Source organism: Pseudomonas eucalypticola (assembly GCF_013374995.1).
In the GTDB taxonomy this organism is placed as follows: domain Bacteria; phylum Pseudomonadota; class Gammaproteobacteria; order Pseudomonadales; family Pseudomonadaceae; genus Aquipseudomonas; species Aquipseudomonas eucalypticola.
On the sequence record NZ_CP056030.1, the window covers coordinates 6,244,712 to 6,266,387 of the forward strand.

General features: G+C 64.7%; 17 protein-coding genes. 2 read left to right on the forward strand and 15 right to left on the reverse strand.

Translation table 11 applies throughout. From position 1 onward, the window contains the following. The first annotated feature begins 75 nt into the window (after nt 1-75). Complete coding sequence (locus tag HWQ56_RS28135) at nt 76-561, forward strand: NfeD family protein (RefSeq protein ID WP_158152777.1); 486 nt, start codon at nt 76-78, stop codon at nt 559-561. Between the two features lie 3 nt (nt 562-564). Beyond that, on the forward strand, nt 565-1,323 hold the full coding sequence (locus HWQ56_RS28140) for a slipin family protein (RefSeq protein WP_158152776.1): 759 nt from the start codon (nt 565-567) through the stop codon (nt 1,321-1,323). A 7-nt stretch (nt 1,324-1,330) separates the two neighbouring features. Here HWQ56_RS28140 and HWQ56_RS28145 read toward each other — a convergent pair whose 3' ends face one another. The 15 genes from HWQ56_RS28145 to HWQ56_RS28215 form a co-directional block, all read right to left on the reverse strand. After that, nucleotides 1,331-2,758, reverse strand: coding sequence for an efflux transporter outer membrane subunit (locus HWQ56_RS28145; RefSeq protein ID WP_158152775.1), 1,428 nt, complete (start codon nt 2,756-2,758; stop codon nt 1,331-1,333). Further along, the gene (locus tag HWQ56_RS28150) at nt 2,755-3,648 is read right to left on the reverse strand and encodes an efflux RND transporter periplasmic adaptor subunit (protein ID WP_176572265.1); all 894 of its coding nucleotides are present in this window, start codon (nt 3,646-3,648) and stop codon (nt 2,755-2,757) included. The genes HWQ56_RS28145 and HWQ56_RS28150 overlap by 4 nt, the downstream gene beginning before the upstream one ends. After that, on the reverse strand, nt 3,645-3,854 hold the full coding sequence (locus HWQ56_RS28155; protein WP_158152773.1) for a DUF1656 domain-containing protein: 210 nt from the start codon (nt 3,852-3,854) through the stop codon (nt 3,645-3,647). Before HWQ56_RS28155 ends, HWQ56_RS28150 begins: the two co-directional genes overlap by 4 nt. Then, entirely contained in the window at nt 3,851-5,938 is a 2,088-nt protein-coding gene (locus HWQ56_RS28160) for an FUSC family protein (RefSeq protein ID WP_176572266.1), read from the reverse strand. Before HWQ56_RS28160 ends, HWQ56_RS28155 begins: the two co-directional genes overlap by 4 nt. Then, nucleotides 5,935-6,387: a MarR family winged helix-turn-helix transcriptional regulator gene (locus HWQ56_RS28165; RefSeq protein ID WP_158152846.1), complete on the reverse strand. Its 453-nt coding sequence runs from the start codon at nt 6,385-6,387 to the stop codon at nt 5,935-5,937. The genes HWQ56_RS28160 and HWQ56_RS28165 overlap by 4 nt, the downstream gene beginning before the upstream one ends. A 226-nt stretch (nt 6,388-6,613) precedes the next feature. Further along, nucleotides 6,614-7,624, reverse strand: a complete 1,011-nt coding sequence (gene iolG / locus HWQ56_RS28170) for a bifunctional inositol 2-dehydrogenase/D-chiro-inositol 1-dehydrogenase (RefSeq protein ID WP_176572267.1) — start codon at nt 7,622-7,624, stop codon at nt 6,614-6,616. Nucleotides 7,625-7,728: 104 nt separating this feature from the next. Next, the gene (bcsC, locus tag HWQ56_RS28175) at nt 7,729-11,205 is read right to left on the reverse strand and encodes a cellulose synthase complex outer membrane protein BcsC (protein ID WP_176572268.1); all 3,477 of its coding nucleotides are present in this window, start codon (nt 11,203-11,205) and stop codon (nt 7,729-7,731) included. Further along, entirely contained in the window at nt 11,193-12,299 is a 1,107-nt protein-coding gene (gene bcsZ, locus HWQ56_RS28180) for a cellulose synthase complex periplasmic endoglucanase BcsZ (RefSeq protein ID WP_425331923.1), read from the reverse strand. The genes bcsC and bcsZ overlap by 13 nt, the downstream gene beginning before the upstream one ends. 4 nt (nt 12,300-12,303) lie before the next feature. Continuing rightward, nucleotides 12,304-14,574, reverse strand: a complete 2,271-nt coding sequence (gene bcsB, locus HWQ56_RS28185) for a cellulose biosynthesis cyclic di-GMP-binding regulatory protein BcsB (protein WP_158152769.1) — start codon at nt 14,572-14,574, stop codon at nt 12,304-12,306. Further along, nucleotides 14,571-17,165, reverse strand: coding sequence for a UDP-forming cellulose synthase catalytic subunit (gene bcsA / locus HWQ56_RS28190; RefSeq protein WP_176572269.1), 2,595 nt, complete (start codon nt 17,163-17,165; stop codon nt 14,571-14,573). Before bcsA ends, bcsB begins: the two co-directional genes overlap by 4 nt. Beyond that, nucleotides 17,162-17,884 (reverse strand): cellulose biosynthesis protein BcsQ, encoded by a 723-nt coding sequence (gene bcsQ / locus HWQ56_RS28195; protein ID WP_158152767.1) that lies wholly within the window; start codon nt 17,882-17,884, stop codon nt 17,162-17,164. Before bcsQ ends, bcsA begins: the two co-directional genes overlap by 4 nt. Next, complete coding sequence (bcsR, locus tag HWQ56_RS28200) at nt 17,881-18,123, reverse strand: cellulose biosynthesis protein BcsR (RefSeq protein ID WP_158152766.1); 243 nt, start codon at nt 18,121-18,123, stop codon at nt 17,881-17,883. Before bcsR ends, bcsQ begins: the two co-directional genes overlap by 4 nt. Then, nucleotides 18,093-19,718, reverse strand: a complete 1,626-nt coding sequence (bcsG, locus tag HWQ56_RS28205; RefSeq protein WP_158152765.1) for a cellulose biosynthesis protein BcsG — start codon at nt 19,716-19,718, stop codon at nt 18,093-18,095. Before bcsG ends, bcsR begins: the two co-directional genes overlap by 31 nt. Further along, on the reverse strand, nt 19,715-19,897 hold the full coding sequence (bcsF, locus tag HWQ56_RS28210) for a cellulose biosynthesis protein BcsF (RefSeq protein ID WP_158152764.1): 183 nt from the start codon (nt 19,895-19,897) through the stop codon (nt 19,715-19,717). Before bcsF ends, bcsG begins: the two co-directional genes overlap by 4 nt. Further along, nucleotides 19,894-21,435, reverse strand: a complete 1,542-nt coding sequence (locus HWQ56_RS28215) for a BcsE family c-di-GMP-binding protein (RefSeq protein WP_158152763.1) — start codon at nt 21,433-21,435, stop codon at nt 19,894-19,896. The genes bcsF and HWQ56_RS28215 overlap by 4 nt, the downstream gene beginning before the upstream one ends. Nucleotides 21,436-21,676: the final 241 nt, after the last annotated feature.

The window sequence follows — 21,676 nt, forward strand, 5'->3', positions numbered from 1 at the left end:
CCCTCGTCGTCAACTAAACTTTCAGTAAAGGAAACTTTGGCACATACGTCGAGGGCAAATCCCCCGGAGGTGAAAGTGGGCACAGTGATCGTGCTGACCGTGAACCAGGCCGCCGTAGGCCTGATCCTGTTCGGCCTGGTGATGCTGGCCATTGAAGCGCTGTTGCCGTCTTACGGCATTCTGGGCGTGGTAGGGCTGATCGTGCTGTTGCTGGGCGTGGTGACCCTGGTAGACGCCCAGGGGCCGGACATTCAAGTGCAAGGGTCGCTGTTGCTGGCGATCGCGGCGGTGGCTGGGGTGCTGATTGCCACCGTGCTGGGCATGGCCATCAGCGCCGCGCGCCGACGGCCGGTGGGCGGTGACAACGAACTGGTGGGCAAGGTCACCGCGGTGTCGGCGTTGCAGTCGGATAACCCCCGCGCCGGTTGGGTGCAGTTGCAAGGGGAGCAATGGCAGGTGCGCTGCGATGCACCGCTGCAGGCAGGGGAACAGGTCAAAGTCGTGGCACGCCGGGGCGTTCAACTGGAAGTCGCTGCGGCGCAACCGCCGTCAGGAGCCTGAACCATGTTCATCGAAGTCGGTTACACCGCGCTGGTCGTGGTGCTGGTACTGGTCGCCCTGTCGACGTTCCGCATCCTGCGCGAGTACGAACGTGGCGTGGTGTTTCAGCTTGGCCGCTTCTGGCAGGTCAAGGGGCCGGGGCTGATCATTCTCATCCCGGTGGTGCAGCAAATGGTGCGGGTAGACCTGCGCACCATTGTGCTCGATGTGCCGCCCCAGGACGTGATCACCCGTGACAACGTCTCGGTCAAGGTCAACGCCGTGCTGTACTTCCGCGTGCTTGACCCGCAAAAAGCGATCATTCAGGTCGAGGACTTCCTCATGGCCACCAGCCAGCTGGCGCAGACCACCTTGCGGGCCGTGCTGGGCAAGCATGAACTGGACGAACTGCTGGCCGAGCGCGAGCGCCTGAACATGGACATCCAGCAGGTGCTGGACGCGCAGACCGATGTCTGGGGCATCAAGGTGGCCAACGTGGAGATCAAGCATGTGGACCTGAACGAGTCCATGGTGCGCGCCATCGCCAAACAGGCCGAGGCCGAGCGTGAACGGCGGGCCAAGGTGATTCATGCCGAAGGCGAGTTACAGGCTTCGGAAAAGCTCACCCAGGCAGCCGAAATGCTCGGCCGCCAGCCAGGGGCGATGCAGCTGCGCTACATGCAGACGCTTTCCAGCATCGCCGGGGACAAGAGTTCGACCATTGTCTTTCCGCTGCCCATCGAATTGCTCAAGGGCATGGCCGACCTTTCCACCAAGCCCTGAGCTACCCTCAAGGCGTGCGCCCACTCTCCCAACCACCGCCCAATGCCAGGAAGACATTGATCTGCTGCATGGCCACCTGGGTGTTGGCTGCCGACAGTTGGGCGGTCACGTCGGTGTAGGTCTTGGTCGCTTGCAGGTCAGCCAGGAAGGATTCGCGCCCGGCCAGGTAGAACCGGTGGGTCTGGTCGGCCGCCTGGCGCGCCGATTCCTCGGCTTCGGCCAGGGCGTCACGGCGCTCCAGTAGCGCGGTGTACTGGGCCAGGCCAGTCTGGGCTTCACGCACGGCGTTCAGCACCACGCCGTCGAAGTGCGCCAGGGCTGCCTGGGTGGACACTTCCGCTTCACGGACCCGGGCACGCGCCTGGTTACCTGGAATGGTCCAACTGATCATCGGGCCAAAGCCCCAGCGGTTGGCGGTGTCTTCCCCCAGGTCTTTGAGGAAACCCACCGAACCCACGGTGGCGCCAATACTGATGTTCGGGTACAGCTGGCCGGTGGCCACGCCGATTTCAGCGGTGGCGGCCGCCAGCTTGCGCTCGGCCTGGCGCACGTCAGGGCGGCGCTTGAGCAGCGCCGCGCCGTCGCCTACGGGCATCACCTGGGCGATTTTCGGCAACTCGGCGCAGTCGGCGGTACCGGCCGGCAACTGGTTCACTGGCTTGGCCAGCAGCATGGCGAGTTTGTACAGCCCAGCCTGGCGTTCGGCTTCGAACTTGGGCAGGTCGGCGCGCAACGACTTGAATTGGGTTTGCGTACGGGTCACTTGGGTTTCATCGCCACGGCCGGCATCACGCAGGCGCTGGGTCAGGCGCACCCCCTGCATTTGCAGGTCCAGGGACTTCTCGGCGATGTGGCGCTCTTCGTTGGCGGCGCAGATTTGCGTATACGAGCGCACCACCTCGGCCACCAGGGTGATGCGCGCCGTGTCAGCGGCAGCCTGGGCAGCGTCGGCATTGGCCTGGGACGCCTCGACCCCGCGCTGCAACGTGCCCCACAGGTCAAATTGATACGAAGTGGTCAATGACAGGTTGCCGACGTTGGCCACCGGGATCTTCTCGCCTTGCAAGTAAGACTCCGCCGACTCTTGCAGACGCTGGGCGCCCGCCTCGGCCTTGGTGGTGAAACCACCGGCGTGCTCGGCTTCCTCGATCTGCACACGGGCGCGGTTGAGGTTCGCCGCCGCCACACGCAAGTCGGTACTGGACACCAGGGCCTGGCTCACCAGTTGGTCCAGGCGCGGGTCGTTGTACAGCTTCCACCAGTCCTGCGGAACAGGGGCCGAGACCACATTGCTGTCGCCACTGGCCAGGCTGCCTTGCAGGTCGGGGCGGTTCACCGCTCCCTCCTTGGGCCGGTGATAGTCCGGCCCGACCATCTGGCATGCCGACAGCAACAGGCCCAGGGCCATGGCTGATAGACGTACACCGTGGTTCATCGAGCGGTCTCCACGGGCTGGCCGGCATCATCGACGATCGACACAGTGGCGGTACGCCCGGCGATCATGCGGAAGTGCTCCGGCACGTCGTCGAAGGCAATGCGCACCGGAATCCGCTGGGCCAGGCGTACCCAGCTGAAGGCCGGGTTGATGTTGGGCAACAGGTTGGAACCGCTACTGCGATCGCGGTCTTCGATACCGGCGACGATGCTCTGCACATGGCCGGTCAGACGGGCGTTGTCGCCCATCACGCGGATGTCGACTTTCTGTCCGACTTCGATCATCGGCAGCTTGGTTTCCTCGAAGTAGCCATCGACGTGGTACGAGGTGCTGTCCACCACCGACAGCACCGGGTGGCCGGCGGCCACGAACTCATGGGCACGCGGCGCCCGGTCGTTGAGGTAACCGTCCACCGGGCTCTTGATCACCGAGCGGTCCAGGTTCAGTTGGGCGGTGTCCACGGCCACCTGGGCCTCGGCCAGGGCGGCCTGGGCGCGGGCCAGTTTGGAGTCGCTTTCTTCCAACTGCTCCTTGGCCACCAGGTTACCCAGGCCACGGTTACGCTTGGCCTCGCGCTGGGCCTGGGCCATGGTTTCCTGCCGGTCGGCCAGCGCCGCCTTGGCCTGGCGCAGGGCCAGGCTGAAACGGTCCTGGTCGATGGTGAACAGCACCTGGCCACGCTTGACCACTTCGTTGTCACGCACGGCCACGTCCTGGATCAGCCCGGAAACGTCCGGCGACACCTGGATCACGTCGGCACGGATGTGGCCGTCGCGAGTCCAGGGGGCGAACATGTAGTACATCACCATGCGGTAGACCACGACGCTGGCCAGCGCCACCACCAGCAAGGTCAGAACAAGGCGGCCAAAGGTCAACAAAGGTTTTTTCATGTCATCAGGTTTCGGCAGAGTGCGTCCACCGCGCCCAGCAGCAGCGCGTACAGACCGACGTTGAACAAGGCCCGGTGCCAGACCAGGCGGTAGAAATGCAGGCGGTTGAGTACGCCGTGCAGCAATAGAAACAGCACGTAGGTGATGGCCATCATCACCAGCAATGTCGGCAGGAAGATCCCGCTTACATCGATTTCACCGATCATAGGGGGGCTCCGTCCAGACCGTGGCTTGGCAGCTCGGGGGCATCACTGGGCTCTATCACCACCTCGACCCCAGGCAACAAGGCCAGGCGCAGGCCGCTGAGCGAGTGCAGCATCTGCACCCGTGCTTCGGCCTCTGCGCCCACGTTCTGCTGGGCCAGGGCGCGGCGGGCGCGATCCATGGTCATGAGGATAGTCATGGGCGCCGGCAACCGTTCATTGGCTTTCAGGCACGCCTTGAAGTAAGCACCCACCTCGTCCACCACTTGGCGCACCTGGGCACGAGGGCCCACCGGGATACGCGGCATGTAGGCCAGCAGGTCGAGCATGTTCAGCGCCACCCGCAGGTCGCGCAGGGCCGAACCGGTGTCCTGGCCGGTCTGCAGCAAACGCGGCAGGTGCTGCATCAGGCGGTCGAGCATCTGCACGCCCATGGCCCGGTGCTCGGCCAGGGTGGCGCGCTCGCTGAGGCTGACGATGTCGCGCCAGCTGAAGCGGGTCAGGCGCTTGGCCGCAAGGTCAGTGCCGAAGGGGCGCATGATCAGCGTCCAGCAGAACGCGAACAGCAAGCCCATGGGCCCGGCGATGTTGGAATTCAGGAAGGCCAGGAAATTGGCGTCGTAGGCAGTGTCCAGGCTGATGAAGGTAGCACCGTTGACCAGGGTCAGCATCATGCCCAGGTTAAACCGTGGCTGCAGGGTCAGGGTGGCCGCCGTGATGAACGGCACCGCGAACGCCAGCACCAGCATGGGGAAATCATGCAGGTTGGGCAGGATCAGGAACAGGTACAGGCTGGACATCACCACGGCGATCAGGGTCCAGAAGAAGAACCGGTAGATCTGCGGCGCGGGGTCGTCCATGGCGGCGAAGAAGCTGCACGCCACAGCCGCGAGGATCACGCCACCGCCGCCATCGGCCCAGCCGGTGAAGATCCAGATCAGCGACGCCACGACGATCGCCGAAATGGTCGAAAACGCCGAGTACATCATCATGCCGCGGTCGAAGAACGGCGACAGTCGGCCCAGGCGCCAGTGGCGGTACACCGCGCGCCACTGGGACTGGTCTTCGGTCTCGATGGCCAGTTGCAGGGTACGCATGTCTTGCCACAGGTCTATCCACTCGCCCAGGCGGTACAGGGCGTTGGACAGCAACAACTGGCGGCGGTCATCCAGTGCTTCCGGGGCGGGTTGCAGCTTTTCCAGGCAGCCGTGCAGTTCGGTCCACAACTCGGTGGGCGCGCCGGCGGCGGTTTCCTTCAACCACTGGCGGGTCTGCTCCAGGATGGGGGCCATTACCGGCACCAGGTCGGTACGGCGTTCCAGGGCAATCAAGGCATCGTCCAGCGCATCGATGGTCGGCAGCAGGTGGATCATGCGTCCGCGCAATTCCTTGATGTTACGCACGGTCTGAGGCAGCGCGCCCTCGTGGGGGATCTGCCCGATCATCAGCTCCAGGGAGTTGAACGTGGTCACCATGGAGGCGCGCAGGTTGCCCACTTCCGTGGCGGTGATTTCCCGCGACAGGAAGCGGTCGCAATAGGTGGTGGCCTCCACGAACCATTTGCGCGTGGCATCGCCCAGTACCGGTGCCAGGCGGCGGGGCCAGAAGATGGCACCGATCACGGCGGCGCTGATCAGGCCCAGGCAAATCTCCTGGAAACGCGCCGAGGCGATATCAAAGACGTTCAGGGGGCTGTCCACCACCGGCAGGGCAATCAGCGGCATGGTGTAGCCGGCCAGCATCAGCGCGTAGCTGTTGGCAGTGCGCAGGTGCAGCGACAGGAACAACAGCGTGCCTGTCCAGGCCGCGACAATGATCACCAGCAACGCGGGGGTCTGCACGAACATGGGCACGAACAGCACCGCCGCCGCGGCGCCGACGAAGGTACCAATGCCGCGGTACAGGGCCTTGGAAGTGGTAGGGCCAACGAACGGGCTGGAGACGATATAGACGGTGGCCATGGCCCAGTAGGGGCGTGGCATTTCCAGTTTCATCGCCACATACAGCGCCACCATCGAGGCGATGAAGGTGCGCAGGCCATAGAACCAGTCCCGCAGTGGCGGGACATCACTGAAAAAGGCTTTCAAGACGGCAGCACCGCCGTGCCCTGCCCCGCCTCTTCGAAGGCCCGCACCACACGCAGGGCAGCCTCCAGGTCGGCGGGGGCGATATCGTGCAGTACTTCACGACGCAGGCGCACCAGTTCACCTTCGATGGCTTCGGCCAGTTCGCGGCCAGTGGGTGTCAGGCTTAGGGCCTTGGCACGGCGGTCGGTGGGGTCTTCGGTGCGCATGACAAAGCCCGAGGAACACAGCTGGTCCAGCAGGCGCACCAGCGACGGGCTCTCCAGGCCGGCGGCGTGGGCCACGGTAACCTGCCGCACGCCATCACCCAGGCGCACGATGATCAGCAACGGCACGGCGCAGGCTTCGGAAATACCGTAGTTGGCCAGCGTTGTCTGGCAAATGCGCCGCCAGTGACGGGCAGCGGTCACCATGCCGGTGCTGATATTGAGGTGGAGCTTGTCGAGGTTCATTGAACGGGAACGCACCGATATTCATAGTTTGCTAACTATCTATATTCCGGTAATGAATCGCTTGCCGTCAATAGTAGCCACAAGACATTTCTCATCGGATGGCAAACGGCCGTGAGCCAGTTTGTTATAGACGCAAAGAACCGGGGCTGCGTAGCGCCCGGTCCTTGCCGGAACAGAAAAGATCACCGCGGCGTGCGTTTGGTCCGTGCCGCCACGCCACAGCGGGTCAGTTGTAGAACGCGGGACGCGAAGGCAGTTCAATGGGCTCGATGCGGCCACTGACCTGGGCCAGGTTGCAGGCGTCGCCAGCGACGGCGGCGGCATAGCCGTTCCACGCGGAGGGCCCGGTGAGCTGACCGTCGGTGACGCCCTTGATGAAGGCCTGCAGCTCCACGTCGTAGGCATCGATGAAGCGGTCTTTCCAGTCCATGAGGATACCGGTGGACAGCCTGGCGGCGCTGCGCAACTGCACGCTGGAAGGCTCGGGCAGGCGGGCGATGCCCTCCTCGCCCACCACTTCGCACTGGATGTCATAGCCATACTTGCAGTTGACGAACACTTCGACGTCGATGCGCACGCCCTTGGCGGTTTCCAGCAGAACGATCTGCGGGTCACGCAACTGGGCGTGGGTGTGGCGCGTGGCGCGGGGGAATACGACCTGGGCCGAGACATAATCGTCGTCGATCAGCCAGCGCAGCACGTCCAGCTCATGGATGAGGGTATCGGTGATGGCCATGCCGGTACCGTAGGCCTCTGACACATGGGGGTTGCGGTGCGCGCAGTGCAGCATCAATGGCGCCCCGATTTCGCCGCTGTCGATCACCGTTTTCAGGGCCCGGTAGCCCTGGTCGAAAGGGCGCATGAAGCCAACCTGAACCAGGCGCCTGCCAGCGGCGATTTCCGCGTCGACGATGCGCCGGCAGCCTTCGGCGGTGACGGCCAGGGGCTTTTCGCAGAACACCGGCTTGCCAGCGGCGATGGCCGCCAGCACGAACGCCTCGTGACTGGGGCCCCAGGACGTGACCAGCACCGCCTGGACATTGCCCGCCTCGATCAGCTCCTGACCGCTGGCATAGACCTCTGCCTCGATCCCCAGTTGCGTTACCACATCGCGCGCCTGCTCGGCATTGATGTCGTTGACAGCCACTACCCGTGCGCCGGAGAGCGCGAAGCTGAGGCGACGGATATGGTCCCGGCCGATTGCGCCGGTGCCGATGACACCGATATTCAAGGTCATGATGGCTCCTGATTGTTGTTGTAGGCCTGGGACTTCAGCCTAGAACGCCATCAAGAGAAATCAATTATTTTTCTATTAATATTATTTTGGAATTTTTATTTTGATCAGCGCATATCTGCATAAGGCGTGATCGGTTCCACCGGCAGGGGCAGGTTGCCCTGCCATGGGTCGAATGAATAGCGCAGGTACACCAGCGCTCGGCTCGGCGCGTAGCCCTCACTGTGCTGCCAGGTCACGCCGCCCCCCAGCACCAAATTGTCGGACAGACGCCGCTCCAGCAGGCCTTGCACCCGGAAGTTGATGCCGTTGCTGTTGCTACCGCTTTTGCTCAACGTCGGGTCGGCCACCAGGGTATGGCCTGATTGAGCCAGCAGGTTCTCCAGGTCGCTGGCACTGCTGTCCTTGGGGTAAAGGTCGCTGGCGCTGGTCTTGGCGAACGACCAGCCTGCCGAGCTTTCCAGAAAGGCCGACCAATTGGCGTTGCGCCAGGCAAAATTGACCGGGACGCTGACCGAGTAGTACTGCTGCGGACTGTAGTACCCCCCCTGCCCCAGGGTCGACTCGCTGAGGTCCTTGTCGTAGCCCATGTACATCAACGTCAGGCCCGTGCGCACGCGCTCATCGGCGCGCTCCACCAGGCGGTAATAGTAGCCGCCCATGGCACTGCGGCGCTGGTTGTTCTCGACGTTCTGGCCCACCAGCCAGTGGCTGCTCAGGCTGGCCCAGACGCCGTCCTTGCCGCCTTCGTCGTGGCTCAGGCCCAGTGTGAAGCCGTTGGCGGTGACACCACCGAAGCGGGTGCCGGTGACCGGATCGACCGCGCCCGCATAGGACACCAGCGAGTTGGTCAGCGGCCGGCGCGAGGCGGTCAGGCGGTAACCGATGTCGTCCCAATCGCCACTGTAAGTGACCCCACCTACCCAGTTGGAAACCGTGAATTCCTGAGGTGTATGGCCTACGTCAAACGCCCACTTGTCATCGTGCCAGCCCATGCCGAGCAGGGTACCGCTGACGCTTTGCGCACCACTGGCACAGCCGCCCTGCACCACGGCGCATAACCCGAACTGGTCGTTGCTGGCGAAACTGCTGACATCCAGTTGCACGTCTTCGGCCTGCACAAAGGCCTGGCCCTGGGCCAACGGCGTGTCGATGCGCAGGATCGTGGTCTGGGTGGACAAGTCCGATACGCCCGAGGCGCTGTTATCGGTGCGCCAGGCGAAGTCGTGGTACAGGTTAACCGTCGGGTTCTGCTTCTGGTACAGCGCGTCCACGTCACTGCGAATGCTGCGGGCCAGCCAGTCATCACTGTCTTTGGCACGGCTGGCCTGAGTGACGGCGCGGTCGTCACGCGGGGCGGCCTGCCCGGGTGCGATCAGCTTTGCCGCGGCCATGGCGTGGGCGTAGTCATCCAGCGCATGCTGCGGCTGTTCGGTGGAAAGCAGACGTGCTTCATCGCGGTACGCGAGGGGATCCTGCCGCGGGGTGCTCAGCAGTTCAGCGAACAAGGCCTTGGCCCGCGTCTTGTCTCCCACCGCGGCCCAGGCATTGGCCAGCCGCCGCTGAAAGCCGACGTCAACGGGTGCCGCTGGCTTGATGGCCAGCAGGCCGACCCGGGCGGCTTGCGGCTGATGGCTGGCGATCAGGACTTCACTAAGGCCCAGTTGCGCTTCGGGGTTGCGCGGTTCACTGGCCAGCACCTGGCGGTAGCGGGCCTGGGCGGTGGGCAGGTCTGCGCGTTGCTGGGCCCAGTCGGCCAGCGTCAGGTAGTCATCGGTGTTCGGCGCACGCAGCAACAGCGCTTCGGCCTGGTCTTCATGGTGATCGGCGCGCAAGGCCTCGGCCTTGGCCAGCATCTGCCGGCGCTGCAGCCGGGCCCACAACTGGTTCATGTTGTCGCTCCAGCCGGCACGCGGCACCTGTTGCAGGCTGGCCATGGCCTCGGCGTCACGGTCGCCATCGGCCAGGAACAGGCCATGGGCATAACGCGCTTCGGGGTTCTGGCCCTGGCGTCGCAGGAGCAGGCTGAAGCTGTGATCGGCATCGGCGGCGCGGCCCAACTGCCGTTGTGCGTTGGCCAATCGGTAGACCAGCCAGGGGTTGTCCGGGTCCAGCTCACGGGCCCTGCTCAGGTGTTCCACCACCTGGCCCCAATCGCTGCGCCGGGTGGCGTCATCGGCCTGGGCGTTCAAGCGGTCGAGGGCCAGGCCCAACCGCACGCTCTTGAACTCGACCTGCTGGGCAGGCGTCAGGCTGTCCAGGTATTGCTCGGCCTTGTCGGCCGACTGCGCCTGGTACAGGCGCACCATGGCGCGCACCACGCTGGCATTGCCGGGGTCCAGCTTGCGGGCCTGAAGCAGCAGGGCCTCGGCGGCGATATCGTCTGACTCGCCGCGAGCCACGTAGGACAGGCCGATCAGAGCGCTGGCATCCTTGGGCTGGGCCACGCGCGCCTGCTGGTAGAAGCGCTTGGCCTGTGAATACTCTTTGCGCTCGAGCGCCTGGTCACCTTTTTGCAGCAGCATCCACTGGTAGTTGGCGACCTTGAGGTCTTGCCACTTGGTCATCCAGTAGGTGTCCTGCTCGATGGCCGAGGCTTTGACGAACGTGTTGTAGGCGTCTTCATGCTTGTTCTGGCGCATCAAGGCCACACCAAGGGCACCCAGCAGGCTGGAATCCTTGGGGTAAGCCTTGAGCGCCCGACGCAGCTGCGCTTCGGCGCCAGCGTTGTCGCCCGCCTCCAGCAGAGCCTTGCCCTTGACCCCGGCTTGCCAGCTGGGGTCGGCCAGCAGGTGCTCCTGAGCCTGCAACTGCAAGGTAGCATCGGCCCGATAGGGGGTAGATGGGTACACCTTGAGGAACGTCTGCCAGGCCTGGGCGGTTTCCCGGCCTACCGGCTGCTTGAGCAAGTAGTTGTACTCACGTTCGGCAGCGTTGGCCGCGGCGTTCACGTCACCCGCCAACTGGTGCAGGACGATCAGGGCCTCCGCGTCGCGCTGTTGGGCGAACAGCAGGCCCACCAGGGTCTGGCGCAGGGCTGCGTTACCGGGGTACTGGCTGTCCAGCGCCCGCAACTGGTCGATGACCTGCGCGCGTTGTTCCTTGATGCCGCTGCGCACGGTCAGGTATTCAAGGGCGATGGCAAAGTCCGGCATATCGTCGCCGAACATTTGCTGGTAGGCGCGCTGGGCGTCGTCGTAACGCCCGGCGGTCGCCAGCAAGCGGGCTTGCTGCAAGTCTTTCTGCCCGCCGCTGCTGTGCAGCTTGAGCAGGCTTTGCGCCTGGCGCGACTCGGCGCTGCCAGGCAGTCGGCGAGCCAGCTCGGCGGTCAGACGCTCGGCCTCGGCGGCGTTGTTCTGCAGCAATGCCTGGCGAACCTCGGCCACCTTTACCTGCGGGTTGTCCGGTGCGATCAGCTCAAGGCGTGCCAGTGAGTCGTGCACCAGGTCTTCGCGGTACAGGGCCTGGCCCACGCGGATCTGTCCCAGCAGCCATTGCTGTTGCTCGGGGGCACTTAGCGGTTGAGCCAGCGCGGCACCACAGACGCTGCCCAGCAGCAGTCCCAAACCGGTCAATCTTTGCATGCGGCAGTCCAGTTCGGCGCAAGGCGGCCGTCTTTGTCAAAGCGGTAGCGTTGTTGGTCCCAGCCCTGGCCAAACAGCAGCAGGGACTGGTTGTAATAGGCGTCGGCCAAGGGCGGGTGCTTCTGCAGACGGGCGCGCTGAACGGCCAGCGCCGGGGCATTGGCGGCCAGCAGCGGCAATAGCGCGGCACTGAACCCCGCAGGGCCGATACCGCTGTCAGTGGCACTGGCCGTGTCGACTTTCTCCGGTACAAATCCGGCTTCGGCCACCCGCATGACCATGGGTTGCAGGTGCTCGACCAGCGCCGCGCGGCCAGGGGCATCCTTGGCCAGCATGCCGGCCCACAGGTACACACGAATGGCGTCATAACTGCCGACCGCACCTTTCTGGCTGTCCACGGCCCACCCCTGCCCCGCCTTCCACAGCTGCCAGTCAGGCACCAGCCCCTTGGGGGAACCCTCGATCAGCAAGCGCTGGGCATTGGCGGCCAGTTCGGCCCATACCGGTGCTTCGGTAGCAAAACGCGCCAGCAACTGCGGTGGCAGGTAACTGGCATTCAGCCGCCAGCCTTCGGTGCTCTCGAAGCCCACATCGCCTGGCAACAGCATCAGGCCCATACCCGGCAGCTTGCGCAAGCTCTGGGCGGCAGTACGCCACAGCAGGTTGCGGCCCAGCGCCTGGTAATCGGCGCGGTGCCATAACCGGCCGGCTTCCAGCAGGCTGTAGGCGATCCACAAATCGGCATCCGAGGCGTTGTTGCTGTCCAGCACCTGCCATTGCCCTTGCGTGTTCTGACCCCACTGCCAGGCTGGCAACTGCCTGTTGAGGTCGCCCGCGGCCAGGTTGTCCTGGGTCCAGTGCAGCAGCTTGGCGAAGCTATCGCGGTCATTGCCCAGCAGCGCGAAGAACAAGCCATAGGCCTGCCCTTCGGACGTGGTAGTCATGCCGGGCGTGGACCGGTCGATCACCCGCCCGTCTGCGCTGACCAGCGCCTGGCGATAATGCACCCAGGCCGGCCAGGCACATTCACCTGCATCGGCAAGCTTGGTTAGCGCGAGAGCACCGGCCATGACCAGGGCCGCGATGGTTTTCACCGGCTTACTCCTGGCCAACCAGACGGCGGCGCGCCATCCAGCGCAGGCCACGCCACAGCAGGAAGGCTGTCAACAACACGCTGATGGTCGCCAGGCCCGCCAGCAACACCGGGTGTTCCGACAGTTGGTACCAGAGCAGCAGCCACCACGGCAGGTGGCCGACGAAGTATTGCTGCCCTACCCAGCTGCTGCTGACCCCGCTATCCCGGATCAGCGCCACGGAACCGGCCACGGCCTCCAGCTTGCCGCTGTCGGCCAGGGTGTCACGCAGCAATTGGTAGTCGGCGTCATCGGAGGCCAGCAAGGCCACGATGCTGCGCTGTTCATGGTAGGGCGACTGCAAGCCGACGATGGCGGCGATGGGCGCCTGGGCGCTCACCGCCACACGGTTGGCGCCCTGGTCGCGGGCATCGTTGAACTGCCCGGCGCGCGCCGATTTGCCGCTGTCTTCGTTGGCGGGCGTGAGCAGCCAGTCGCGCGTCTTGGCCAGCACCAGGTTGGCATCGTCGCCCTTGCCCACCGAGGCAGCCAGGTTGCCAAACACCAGCAAGTCGTTATCGGCCTTGGCGTCGTTCCAGTCGCTCGACAAGCGCAGGCCGAAGGCCGGCAGGCCCGAGCGTGCGGAAATCGCGCCCAGGGCTTCGAACAATGTGCTCAGCTGCACCGCGGTGCTCTGGGCGGGCACCATGACCAGGGTCTGCGACAGGTCGGCCATGCGGCTGAACGGGAACCCGCCACGGGCAAAGGCACGCAGGTCCGGCATGGCCAGGTAGTGGTAGTAACCCGACAGGTCCACGGTCGACTCTTCGTCGATCACTGCCTGGTTGTTCACCGGCAAGGTGGTCTGGCAGTGGTCGCGCTGGGCACTGCCGTAGGTGCTGGCGAAATTGAAGTCAAAGCGCAGGGTGTTGCGGTCGCCGATCTTCAGCGCCGGCACCAGCAATTTGTCGGTGACGTTGGCGGTTTCATCCGACATGACCGCCAAGCGCATCTGCTCCAGCTGGCTATTGGTCTTGCTGTGCAACGGCAGGCTGGTGATGAACTGGTTGTTCAGGCTGATGGTCAGGCTCGACGCATCATCCGCCGCCGGTTGGGTGTAGCGGAACTTGGTTTGCAGGGGGATGCCCTGGTTACGCCAGACGAACAGGTCTGGCGGCAGGTTCACGTCCAGGGTGATGGAGCGTGGCAGCAGGCCGTTGGCCTGAAGCTGCTCGGGGTACTTGATCAGTTCGGCGAAGCGTACCGGGCGGTCGGTGCGCATCCAGTTCGGGGCGTCGTAGGGTTCACGTGGCTTGATCTGCTGCACGCCATCGACGGTTACCCGCGGCCCACGGAACAGGTCACTGCCCAGGGCCAGGGCCTGGGCGGCGACCGCCAGGTCGTCATCGTTGCGGCCCAGCACCAGCAGCACCTTGCTGTAGGGGTCCTGGGGGTTGTCGATCATCTGCACCACCGGCGCATCGACCGCCGGGAACTGGTTCTTGTCAGCCAGGAACGCCGGGCGATGGTCGTTGGTGGCGAAGACGATGGCCGGCTTGGCGCGGTGCTGGTCGTCGATGGCTGGCAACTGGTCGAACTGCACGGGGAACCGCGCGCCCCGCCAACCGGCCTTGCTGCCGAAATACGAGGCCAGGATACCTGCGGCACGCTGCTCGCCCAGGGTCGGCGCATTGGCGAACACCAGGTCAATGGAAGGCTTGTCCTGGCCGCGTGCGTCGAAGAACGGCATGGGGAAATAAGCCAGGTCGTTCTTCAGCTCCAGTGCCTGCTCCTGCAACTGCACCTGGCTGTCGCGCCCCACACTCAACCACAGTGCGCTGTTGGCCGGGTCCTCGCACACATCGGCGTAGTGGCCGACGAACTCCAGGCGCACGCGGTTGAAATCGGCGATCAGGTGCGGGTCCAGTGCCACGGACTGGGTGACACGCTTGCCCAGCTGCTCTTTCTCGATCGGTACCACGCTCATCAACACGTCGTTGAGGTAGACGCGGATATGCGACACCTGGGGCAGCAACGACGGCGAGGGGGTGTATTGCAGTTGCAGGCGGGCATCGCTGGCGATGCGATCACGGCGCAGGCTGAACTCGATCTGGTCGCTGTTATGAATGCCCAACAGCAGGCTGTCGGCAGGGCGCCCCAGCTGTTCGAAGCTGTGGTTGCTGTTCCAGGCCGGCGCCGACGCTGGCTGCGCAGGCGAGGTGACGGCGGCCTGTGCGCAGCCGATGGCCAGCAGCGCCAGGCTGGCAGCGAGGGATTTGTTGAAGAAGCGGCTCATCGTGCGCTCACTGATCGGGAAGTGGAAATAGAGGTGGCCACGGGGCGGCGTGGCAGGAAGCTGGCCAACCAGCGCAGCAGGTGCAAGGGCGGCCCGGCGATATAGCGCACCCAGGCAGGCAGGTACTGGTACAGGCGGTAATAGCCGACCGCGCCCAGGCGCAGGATGTCCATGAAACTGTGCAGGGGGCGGTCGGGAGCAAAGTTGTCGCCCCAGTTCAGCCAGGCGTCGGCGCGCGCGAACGTGCACTGCACGAAGTCGATCTTCTGCTGGCCCTTCAGGTCACCCAGGTTGATACCCACGAACGTCCTGTGGCTACGGGTCACGTACCCGGGAAACAGGAATTCGCGGTCACCGCGTTGCAACATCAGCGCGATGCGCCCGCCCACGGGCAATGACAGTGCGGTGTCGAGCTCGATGCCCGCGCCGCCGTCGGAATAGTCCAGCAGCATGCCGGGATAGCAGTGGCCGTTTTCCAAACGTACCGCGGCCGGCATCTTTACCTGGACACGGTGGGTCTGGCGCACTTGGCGAACTTCCGCCGCCACCGCCACCGCCGCCCCCACGATCAGCAGGTTGTAGACAACCCAGAGGCTGCTGACCAGCACCGTGATGATCTCGGTGGTGGGCCCGTACACCAGCCGCCAGGCGGCGAAGCCCAGGCCGGCCATGTTTACCAGGGCCAGGATCAGGTAGGGCTGGGCGATCTTCCAGTCGAACTGGTTATCCTCCATCAGGCCGCCCTTGGCCGTAACGTTGAACTTGCCTTTCTTCGGGTTGAACAGGGCCACGGTGGTTGGCCGCGCGATGTACCAGGCCAGCACCGTTTCATACACCTCGCCCCAGAACGTCTGGCGGTAGGCGCCCTGCATGCGCGAGTTGGTCAGGCTGGCGTGAATCATGTGCGGCAGCACGTACAACAGAATCATCATTGCCGGGGCGTAGATGATGTAGGCGTGCAGCACCAGGAAGGCCAGCGGCGCGGTGAGGAACACCAGGCGCGGCAGGCCCGCCAGGAAGTGGATCATGGCATTGGCGTAACAGATGCGCTGGAACAGTGTCAGGCCGCGGCCCAGTAACGGGTTGTCGGTACGGAAGATCTGCGCCATGCCCCGGGCCCAGCGGATTCGCTGGCCAATGTGCGCCGAGAGGCTTTCGGTGGCCAGGCCGGCCGCTTGCGGAACCTTGATGTAAGCGGAGTTCCAGCCATTGCGGTGCAGGCGCAGCGCGGTATGGGCGTCCTCGGTGACCGTTTCCACGGCGAAGCCACCGATGGCATCGATAGCCGTGCGGCGCAGTACCGCGCAGGAGCCGCAGAAAAACGCCGCGTTCCACATGTCGTTGCCGTCCTGGACCAGGCCATAGAACAGCTCGCCTTCGTTGGGGCGCTCCCTGAACACATTGAGGTTGCGCTCGAACGGGTCGGGCGAGAGGAAATGGTGCGGGGTCTGCACCAGCGCCAGCTTCGGGTCGCTGAGGAAGCCACCCGTCGTCAGTTGCAGGAAAGACCGCACAGGTACGTGGTCGCAGTCGAAGATAGCGACCAGTTCGCTGTCGATCAGCGTCAGCGCGTGGTTGAGGTTACCTGCCTTGGCGTGGCGGTTATCGGTGCGGGCGATATAACCCACGCCCACTTCGGCGGCGAACTGGCGAAAACTCTCGCGCTTGCCGTCGTCGAGAATGTAGATGTTCAATTTGTCGGCGGGCCAGTCCAAGCCCATGGCGGCGTAAACAGTACCGCGCACGATCGACAGGTCCTCGTTGTAGGTAGGAATCAGCAAGTCGACGCTGGGCCACAGGCTGATGTCGCGCGGCAGCGGCTTGGGTTTGCGGCCCAACGGCCAGCAGGTCTGGATGTAGCCCAGAATCAGCACCACCCACGAATAGGTCTCGGCCACCAGCAGGATGGAGCCGCACGCCAGGTCCAGCGGCTGGTTCCAGTTCAGCGTGGCGGTGTAGCGCCACCACAGGTAGCGGCACGAGACGATGACCGACAGCACCACCATCAACAAGGTCGGGAAGCGCCCGGGCACCCGCCGCACCAGCATGGCCAGGCCCCACAGCAGCAGGACGAAGACCAGTTGCGCGACATAGCTGAAGGGTTCGGTGATGCACAACAGGGTCAACAGGAAGGCCACGGTGCCGATGCTGATGTTCACCATACGCTGGCTGCGCCGGTCCAGGCCTTTCCACCAGTGGCTGCTCTTGCGGATCTGCGAGCTGGATTCGGCGCGTTGCGGCAGCTCTTCCAGTTCCGCGCCCACCCGTTCCCACGCCCGCAGGTAGAGCGCCCCGAGGCCCTTGAGCCAATCGGGTGCGCGCAGCGACCACGTGCGTGGCGGGGCCGGTTTGACCAGCAGCAACCACAGGCTCTGCACCAGGTAGCGCAACGGGTCGCCCAGGCGCGGCGGCTTGTCGGCCAATTGCGGGTACCACCGCTGCGGGTGCTGCAGCAGGTTACGCCATTGCGCGGACTCCAGCCGCAGGCACATCCACGCCAGGGCACAGAGGCTGGCCAGCAGCAAGGCCAGCGGCGGCGTGCAGCCATGGCGCTGGCGCAGGCGGGTGTAGGGGAAGACCTTGGCGATCATAGGGTCTCCAGGCGCCGGGTCAGGCACCAGGTGGTCAGGCTCTGGATGTCCTGGGCCGCCAGGCTGGCCTTGGCGTAGGCACCTACCGGCTTCTTGAAGGCCAGGGCTTCACGCATGGCCTCGTCCTGATGAATATTGAGCGGCAACAAGCGCTCGCCGTACTGCTTGCGCCAGATCAGCAGCAGGTCGCGCTGCAACTGGCTAGCCGGGTCGAAGCGGTTGATCAGTAAGTGCTCGCTGCTGTCCTCCTGTTGTTGCAACAGCACATGGCAGGCCGCATCGGCTTCCACCACTTGCAGGCGCAACGCGCAGGGGCCGACACGGGCATGGCCCGGCAAGCGCAGCGGCACGTCGAACAGAATCCAGTCGTAGTGCGCGGCCAGGCTGGTCTGGCGGCGTCGCCACAACTCGGGCTCGTTGCGCAGGCGTTGTTCTACCTGCTCTTGCTCTGCCCACTTGAGGCGGCCGTAGGGCAACAGGCTCAGGCCTGGTTCCACGCTCCAGGCCTGGGTGTGCCAGTCGAGGCCATCGATCATCGCCCGCGCCCACCCAGCGCGCTCGCCGACATCCACGTTGTAGTGCAGGCGCAGCAAGTTTTCCGGACACATGTCGACCAGCAGTACGCGCTCACCCAGCTCGTGCAGGGCATGGCCGGTGGCGACCAGCAGTGAACTGGTACCCACGCCGCCACGCAGGCCACGCAGGCTCAGGGCTGTCACGATAGCCTCTCCAGTTCCGAAGGCCGTGCCGGGGCCAGTACCTTCGGTTGCAGCCGCTCCATTTCCGCGAGCAGGGGCCAGCGGTGCAGGGCTTTCTGTAGCTCCAGCTGCGCGGAAATGTCCACGTAGTCCAGTTCAGGCAGGGCCAGTTCCTGTTTCAGGCGAGCGATGTCGTCGGCACGGTCGGCCCGCGACTGTACCTTGGCCCTTACTTGAACCGCTGTGGGTACGGCAGCCATTGGCCTTTCTCCTTGATACGCACATAAGGTTTGCCGGCGTAGTCGACGACCACCGTGCCAGCGTTTTCGGAGACCGCCGCGGTTTGCGGCAGATCGGTCAACAGCGTCTGCCAGCTCGGCGCCAGGCCCGCGCCCTGAGGCTGGGCGGTGTACAGCCGGCTGATGATTTCCGACAGGGCCAGGAAGCTGCTTGGCGCGGTAACGTGCAGCGGCTCGGCGCTCGGATTGCTACCCATGTTCACCAACTTGATGCCCACCGGCACATGGGTGATCGACGGGCTGGGGATCTCGCGCATGCCGGAAATCTGCATGCGGTCGCCGTGCAGTGCCGCCCCATGCTCGGGAACGATGACCACCACCACGCGCCGGCCACTGGCCTGCAACTGCTTGATGAAACCGGTCAGGTCATCGATCAGGGCCTGGGCACGTGGCTTGTAGTCGGCGCTCTTGGTGCCGCCATCGGCGGTCAGCGCGCGGTTGCCGTCGTGCAGGGTGGTGGTGTTGTAGAACAGCGCCACCCGGTCGTTCTGCTCGTCGACGCGGTGTTTCCACCAACTGGCCAGTACCTGGCCGTCACGCAGGATCGGCGTGCCGTCGAAGCCCACTAGGGCCCGTGGCAGGTTGCTGGTGCTGATGGCCGGCGGTGGCAGCGCGCCTTGGGAGCGCACTTCGTCCAGGAAGCCTTCGAACTGCCCGGTATGGTTGAGCATCACCTCATCGGCGAAGCCCAGCTTCTTCAGGTCGTCCATCAGCAGGCACTGCTCGGGGGCCGTGCCGTAGAGTTTGCTGTGGGGGCTCTGGCCGCAACTGGCGCGCAGCAGGCGTATGGCCGCGGGGCCGCTGTAGGAGGTCGCCGAGTTGAAGTTGTCGAATACCACGTCCATCTGCTGGAACAGCGCATTGTCGCGCAGGCCCACGGTTTCAAGGTCATCCCAGGCCATGGAGCAGATGTTGATCAGCAGCAGGTCGAAGGGCTGGGCCGCCGAGGTCGAGGGTTTGAATTCAACCTGGCGGCCTGCTTCGGTGGTGTAGAACTTCTGCAGGTAGGCTTCCAGGGTGGCGTTGTCCGGCTCGGCAGCTGTGGCCGCCGCAACGGGTGCGCCGGCAGCCGCCCCCGCCGGCGCGCTGCTGGGGTGCATGGCAAGGACATTGGCGCTTACCAGCCAGGCCAGGCCAAGCACGCTGAACGTGGTCAGGCGCAGCCAATGGCGGGCGAAGATGTAGATCACCACAAGCACGGCCAACAGCGCGCACAGGTTCCAGTCAATGAAGCGGCCCATCAGTTCGAGCAGGTAGGCGCCCGTGAAGTCCAGCACCCCTGGCTGTGCCAGCAAGCGGCTGAAAGGGGGCAGCCAGGTGTCCTGGTAGAGCAGCGCCACCCCTACCGGCACGGCAACGACGGTACGCAGCACGCGCAAGTAGCGATGGGGCAACGGCAGCAGCAAAGCGGCCGCGAACACGACGTTAGGCCACACCTGCACATTCAGGTAGCCAGCCCACAGCAAGGCGAACTTGAGGATGAAATACAGGTTCCACAGCCCCAGGCCCGGCCATTCGCGTACGCGCGGTGCCGGGATGGCTTCAAACTGACTCATGGAGCTTCACTCTTGGCAGGGGCACGGCGGCGTACACCCTGGGGCTTCAGGTAACGTGGGGGCAGCAGGGCCTGCACCACCGCCAGCAGGTGGCGGCCAAAGCGCGTCAACGCGACGATCAGGGCCAGGGTCAGCAGGGCGCTGAGGCCAATGACCTGGATCAGTTCGGCAAAATTCATGGGCAAACGTCCGAGATAGGCAGGGTGAAGCGCTCAGGGGCATAGGCGCCGCGTTCGGCCACCTGGGCGGAGCTGCCGGCGGTGCGCTCTTCGGCCAGGTGGAAGGTGGGCGGCAACTCGGCCGCGCTGAGGAAGATGTCCCGTGGCAAGGCGTCGACCCCTGGCAGGATCTGGAAGGCGCTGAACAGGTCCCGCCACGCCAGCCGGCAGATATTGCCCAATGCCGGCTCCAGGCCGTCGGCGCGGCAGGCGAACAGGAACAGATAGAAGTCGCCATTGACCACGCAGGCAATGTCGCCATAACGGCGCAGGCTGATCTGGTTCAGGTACTGCTCGATGTCCAGCGCGCCACGCGGGGTGAGCTTGAGCAACTGGTGGCTGATTTCGCCCGAGGCGCCGCCGTAGATACGGGTGACGGTGTTTAGAAATTCCGCCGGCATCATCAGGCCGCGCTCGGCAGGCGGGCGCAAGCGCTCGAACAGCGACTGGAAATCGGTCTGGCGGCTGTGGCGCCAGGTCTGCCCCTGCACGCTGTCGATGATGCTGAAGAAGTACGCCAGTGTGGTGCCGTAGGGCACCGTGATATTGGCGCCACAGGACACCAGCAGGCGCTCATCGCGATAGCGCAGGCAGGGTTCGACTTCCCGCACAATGATCTTCAACCCGCTGCCACAGCGTTCGCGCAGCGCATGCAGCTGGCGCGCCAGCCCTTCAACCTGCTGGTTACTGTCGATGGCCACGATCACGCTGGCCGCCCGCGCGTGGCGCGCCTGCAGCAGCAGGTCATCGCGACTCTCGAACAACCGCCATTGATCAGACAGCGCCGGCGAGCCTTCGAGAACCGAACGTTGGGTCAGGTAGATGCGCTGGTCATCGGTGTGGGTCAACTGCGGGTTCGCCTGCTCGGTGGCCGACAGCATGAAGCCCTGCTCACCCAGCTCCAGCTCCAGTTCCTGACCGCTGCACACTCCCAATTCGCTGTGCCAGTAGTGCAACTGGTAGCGAATACCGCCATCACGGCGGTACAACTGCCCCAGGCCCGACAGTGTTTCGTTGAGGCGCAGCAGGCGTTCGTGCAACTGCGGGGCCTGGCCGTGGCAGATGACCAGCAAGGTACAGCGGCGGCGCGATAGCCATCCGCTCAGTGTCTGGCACCAGTGGCGCAGGGCGGGCGCGGCCTCGCTTTGCCAGGCGCTGGCTGGCAGCATCAGCACGATCACGTTGCCGGGCGTCGCCACGGCGCGGGTCAACTCCCCCACCATGGACTTGAGGGCCAAGCCCATGGCCGGTTCGGCGATATCGAAAAGGGTCAGCTCGCCCGGGCCCTGGTCGGCAGGCAGCGCCTCGGCCAGCGTCTGGCTCGAATGGCCACAGCACACCAGCGTCGCCTCGGCGTGCGCGGGCATGGATGCCAGGCATTGGCGTGCCAATGCAGCCGCATCGCCAGCCAGGTCTGCCGCTATCCAATAAAGGCCGCCCTGGCGCAAATACATCTGCTCGTCACGTAAATGACCAATGGCTAAGCTGACCTGACTCACTGCATACCCCCGGCGAAACAACGGCGTGCCTGCTAAGGCAAACCCTGATACGTCTCAAAAAGGAGTCATTAGTCTGGCGGCGATAGCCATCGCCCGGCGAAGGCCGAGATGGGTAAGCGACAGAGCAAACAGGTTGGCGCATTGCGATGCACGTGCAGAAGCACAGGCGGCGGAAGACTGCCGAAGCAGCATGAAGCGCTCTGGAACAAGGGTTTCAACCCTTCTTGCAGCCGGACTCTCT